This is a genomic window from Clostridium sp. (assembly GCF_030532265.1).
Taxonomy (GTDB): Bacteria; Bacillota; Clostridia; order Clostridiales; family Clostridiaceae; genus Clostridium.
Window position 1 is genome coordinate 1 of the sequence record NZ_JAUNLM010000093.1, and the last position, 4,571, is coordinate 4,571.

Annotated in this window: 9 protein-coding genes and 1 pseudogene; 9 read left to right on the top strand and 1 reads right to left on the bottom strand. The window is 25.7% G+C overall.

From position 1 onward, the window contains the following. Together Q4E08_RS11540 and Q4E08_RS11545 are read left to right on the top strand one after the other, a co-directional pair. The coding region (locus Q4E08_RS11540) for a 23S rRNA (pseudouridine(1915)-N(3))-methyltransferase RlmH (protein ID WP_303131108.1) at positions 1–77 on the top strand (77 nt) is incomplete at its 5' end. Positions 78–188: 111 nt separating this feature from the next. Continuing rightward, on the top strand, positions 189–1,136 hold the full coding sequence (locus Q4E08_RS11545; RefSeq protein ID WP_303131099.1) for a site-specific DNA-methyltransferase: 948 nt from the start codon (positions 189–191) through the stop codon (positions 1,134–1,136). A 29-nt stretch (positions 1,137–1,165) separates the two neighbouring features. Here Q4E08_RS11545 and Q4E08_RS11550 read toward each other — a convergent pair whose 3' ends face one another. After that, a complete protein-coding gene (locus Q4E08_RS11550; protein ID WP_303131100.1) occupies positions 1,166–1,729 on the bottom strand; it encodes a hypothetical protein in 564 nt (187 codons plus the stop codon). Positions 1,730–1,865: 136 nt separating this feature from the next. On the opposite strand from Q4E08_RS11550, the gene Q4E08_RS11555 reads away from it, so the two are divergent. The 7 genes and pseudogenes from Q4E08_RS11555 to Q4E08_RS11580 all read left to right on the top strand — a co-directional run bounded on the left by Q4E08_RS11555 (position 1,866) and on the right by Q4E08_RS11580 (position 4,116). Next, on the top strand, positions 1,866–2,126 hold the full coding sequence (locus Q4E08_RS11555; protein ID WP_303131102.1) for a hypothetical protein: 261 nt from the start codon (positions 1,866–1,868) through the stop codon (positions 2,124–2,126). 146 nt (positions 2,127–2,272) lie between these two features. Further along, positions 2,273–2,455 (top strand): hypothetical protein, encoded by a 183-nt coding sequence (locus tag Q4E08_RS12170; protein ID WP_368410199.1) that lies wholly within the window; start codon positions 2,273–2,275, stop codon positions 2,453–2,455. Beyond that, positions 2,456–2,602 (top strand): hypothetical protein, encoded by a 147-nt coding sequence (locus Q4E08_RS12175; RefSeq protein ID WP_368410200.1) that lies wholly within the window; start codon positions 2,456–2,458, stop codon positions 2,600–2,602. Positions 2,603–2,612: 10 nt separating this feature from the next. After that, positions 2,613–2,905, top strand: a pseudogene (locus Q4E08_RS11565) (hypothetical protein). Between the two features lie 57 nt (positions 2,906–2,962). Then, complete coding sequence (locus Q4E08_RS11570) at positions 2,963–3,274, top strand: DUF960 family protein (protein ID WP_303131104.1); 312 nt, start codon at positions 2,963–2,965, stop codon at positions 3,272–3,274. Positions 3,275–3,292: 18 nt separating this feature from the next. After that, positions 3,293–3,898 carry a hypothetical protein gene (locus Q4E08_RS11575; RefSeq protein ID WP_303131105.1) on the top strand — a complete coding sequence of 202 codons (606 nt, stop codon included), beginning with the start codon at positions 3,293–3,295 and terminating at the stop codon, positions 3,896–3,898. A gap of 41 nt (positions 3,899–3,939) precedes the next feature. Continuing rightward, positions 3,940–4,116: a hypothetical protein gene (locus Q4E08_RS11580; RefSeq protein ID WP_303131106.1), complete on the top strand. Its 177-nt coding sequence runs from the start codon at positions 3,940–3,942 to the stop codon at positions 4,114–4,116. Positions 4,117–4,571 lie beyond the last annotated feature (455 nt).

Genomic DNA, 4,571 nt, shown 5'->3' on the forward strand with positions numbered 1-4,571 from the left:
AGCTATTTAGAGTTATGCTTTTAGAACAAGTATATAGAGCTTTTAGAATAATGAACAATGAACCGTATCATAAATAACGGAGGTTTTTTCTTATAAATAAGTGGAACAAAATGATTGTAGAATAATTACAACTAGAAGTTTATAATATTATTGAATTCAGTAAAAAGATAAGAATGAGGAGATATGGTATGGATTATATAAATAAGATAATTAATTTAGATTGTATAGAGGGAATGAAAAATATACCTGATGATTATATAGCATCATGTATAACAGACCCACCATATAATTATGAGTTTATAGGTCACAATTGGGATAATGAAGAAATAAAAAGAAGAAAAGAAAGAGTTCAAGAATCGTCATCAACTCTTGTTAAAAATATACCGTATGGAAGTGGATTAGCAGGAGGAGTTAGAAATAAAAGATGGTATGAAAAAAATAGAAATAATATATTAGATTATTCAAAATGGATTGAGGAATGGGGAAGAGAATTATATAGGATAATTAAGCCAGGAGGGTTAGTTTTTGTATTTAATAGCACAAGAACTATAGCACATGTTCAAGTAGCATTAGAAAATGTAGGGTTTTATTCGAGAGATATAATGGTATGGAGACGTAATAGTGGAATCCCTAAAGGATTAAATGTTGCAAAAAAGTTAGAAAAGATGGGAAAGGAAGATTGGCAAAAGTGGGAAGGATGGCATAGCTGCTTTAGAAATGAATGGGAAGCAATTTGCGTAGTTCAAAAACCTCTAATAAATAATTATATTCAGACATTAGAAAAATATAACGTAGGATTATTTAAAGCAAAAACAGAAAATGGATTTAAAAGCAATATAATTGAAAATGTAAAAAGAGATGAGAAGGATGAGTTTAATACACATTCTACTGTAAAACCATTAGATTTAATAAAGGAATTAATAGATATATCTGTTCCAAGATATGATGATAATATAGTATTAGACCCTTTTATGGGAAGCGGGACTACTGCAGTAGCTGCTAAAGAATTGGGGATAAAATTTATTGGATTCGAGATATGTGATGAGTATGTAGATATTGCTAACAAGAGATTAGAGAATATCAACTTAAAAAATAAGCAATTGCAATTTCAAGAAATAGCTATAGATAAAGAATAAAAATTAAGAGGATTTAAATCCTCTTAATTTTATTTTCTTGTAATATTAAACTTTGAAGCAAATTTAGAAAGTAGTTTTTCAACATTTACGCCAGTATTGTCAAGTACATATTTTATAGAGGCTTGTCCAGTTAAAACAGTCCAACCACCATTGTTACATGCTGTTATAGCGGCAGGTAGGTTGTCATCTCTTAGGATTAATAAAACAGGTCTATATCCTTTTTCACTAAGTAATTTACCATAAGCTTTGAATTTTTTTAAAGTACCTGAATCTCCAGAACCTATTCTATATTTAGTATCAATAGCATCATTTCCAGCAACTAAATCACATGGTTCATCTAATCCAATGCTAATAGCTTCACCATATTCATTATGGTTATGTCTAAAAATATGGTTAATAATTAATTGCCACGCCATTCCTAATTCTCTGCCCCAGTATTGTCTATTTTCTCTTTTAAGTTCAGGAGTTATACCAAAAGTATCCATAAGTATATCTGAATCATTGTTTTCATCAGAATAAACTTTATTAGAAAATGAATTATAGTAATTTTCTAACACTTTAGAAACGTCGTTTTCTAATTGATTACTACACATTTAAATCAATCCTTTCATATTTTTTGTATAAATTTTTACAATTAATATTGTATCATGTTATTTTGTATTTTATAACCATAAAAGTATAAAATAGGAGAAAATAAAAATTACAAAATATAAAGTAGGAGGTTATACAATGGTTGAAATTCAAATTACAAAATTTATAGATATAGATATACATGGAAAAGAAAGCCGAGAATACTCATATGGATATAGAATATATAATGATGAATGTTCTGAATATAATAATTTTTATTACAGTATAGATGAATTATATGCAATTCTTAATAAAGAGAATATAATAAATTTTTTGAAGCATAATCATAGTGAGTTCTATGAAGTTATAAAATCTGATGGTAAATTAATATTTAATGGAGAAATTATAAGTATAGATTAAATATGCTTATAATTAATATAAATATTAAAAAAAATTAAAATTTATATAATAAATGTAATAGGATATAAAAAAATATATATTCTATATGTATAATAAAAAGACTTTTACTAGAATTAGTAAGAGTCTTTTTATATAAGGAGGAAAGAATGAAGAAAATTTATTTAAAGGAGCAATTAAAAGAGTATCCAATAGAAGTAATTAAAAGTACTTCTGAAATTATAGATATACTTAATGAAAACTACGGAGAAAACAGAGATGTAGATAAAGATTTAGGGGGATATGTTTTAGTGGCTGAAAGTATAAAAGATGTTAAAATACTTAAGAATTGAATGTTGAAAGACATACTATCAGAATATATAGACAAGATTATATGTAGTGAAGGAGTTAATTATACTTCTTCACTATTTTTACTTTCTAGCGATTTTTCAGTAGCAGTAATAGATGATGAAGAACTCTCTAAGACACTTTTAGAATAAGGAGGTCATTATGGCAAATAAAATAATAAAAAGTACGAAATATTGTAACATTATAAGTCAAGCTAAAGTAGATGATGAAAATATACTTATTGCATAGAAAGAATATTTGTAAAATCAAAAAGAAGAGAGGAAATAAGATTCTCTTTATACAAAGACACAATAAGGTCTAGCAACAGATACATTCCAAGAAGCTTAGATGTAACAGAGCTTGAACTTATTGAACTAATAAAAAAAGCTATAAAGGATAAAGTTTTTTCAAAGGAATTCATTGAGATGTTAAAAAATGAAATAAATAATATATAAGACTCTAATTGCTAATAAGTAGTGATTAGAGTTTTTCTATTTTAAGGAGAGATGAAAATGTTTAATAAAGAAAACAGATACATTACAAAAGGTATAAATGAAATGGTAGATATAAGGCTACAAATATTTATGTGGAGAGTTATTGATGGTTTAAAAGATAAGGTAGAGAAAGTTGACTATCTACAAGTATTTGAAATTGAAAAGGAATATGGAACTATAACAATTAATCATAGGCAAGAAGTACCTAAATACAATGAAGAACACATAATAGAGTTATGTGACATTGAAATTGAAGTTGTAGGAAAAATAAAAATTTTTGTAATAGATGATGGAGATCATTCAACGATGCTTTTAGCAGAAGAATATTAATAATAAGGAGAGATATAGATGTTTAAAAATATTTTAGGATTACCAATAGTTATAACTAAGGAAGAGTTAGAAGATAAAGAATCAAGAATAAACGCTATTATAAAGCATTCAAAGAAAGATAATAATGTATATAGCATTGAGCTTAAAGGAGAAGTAGCAAATAAATATGTAGATAGTAATTATGATATTGATGAATGCCAAGATTTTTGGGAAGAGGTTCTAAATATTTCAAAGGATTATTACGATGAAAATTACTCAATTCAAATGCTACCTAATAGTATATGCTTAGAATTTGAAGATGAATATTATTTTACAACACCTAATAACACTATAATAGTAGATTTTGAAAAAGGAACATTAGAAAGTAAATATAAGTGCATAAAGTATAAAAAGCTTATACCTAAATATATAAAGAATGAAGATTTACAGATAACTAAAATTTCAACAAATGATATAGCAACAGGAGGAGCTTTTAGAGTTGGAATTATAGATAATAGTAATGGGAAAGAGTTAACAGGTCATTCAAGCGATATAATAAAGTTTATAAAAGATTTCAAGAACTCATTTACTAATGATTTGACTTGTTTTATGTATTTTGTAGAAGAAAAAGGAGATATAAAATAGTCAAAACATTTGATACGAATTACTTAATGCCTGGAGAAATTATGGTTAATGAAGAGCTAGAAAAAGAAAGACAACCACTATTAGTAAATGTAACAGATGAAGTTAATAAAGAGGTTCAATATAAGTTAATAAAAGAAATATTACAGAACTTTAGTAAAGTGCCATCAAATTGCAAAATAAGAGAAAAACAAAAGATGTTACTTCATATGTTAATATGAGAAATAACTATAGGTAAAGATAGAAATATAGAGTCAATAAAACTAAAAATAAATGATAAGTTAATAGGATATTTAAGTATTTAAGAAGGTGAGCAAAAGAAGGTTACTCCTTCTTCTTTTATGTTAAGAAGTGTTGGAATGAGTATGTTGAACTTGGATATTCCCATATAAAGTATAACTTTAAAAAATATACAATATTGAAATTATTCCAATAAATGGTATAATTTTATCGTGTGAAAGTATTTATCAGATAAATTAGGATTTGATAGTGAGATGTGTTTTATGGAATTTACAGTAATCAAATTATAGTTAAAATATATCTATACATGATTAAAAATTTCGGTAATGTTATTGTGGTTTTGAACTATCTTATTAGTAAATTATAAAAATTATGCAAGGAGTTTTATTATGAAGAAAAGAAATATTGTAGTTATAAGTATATCGTTTATTTTTGT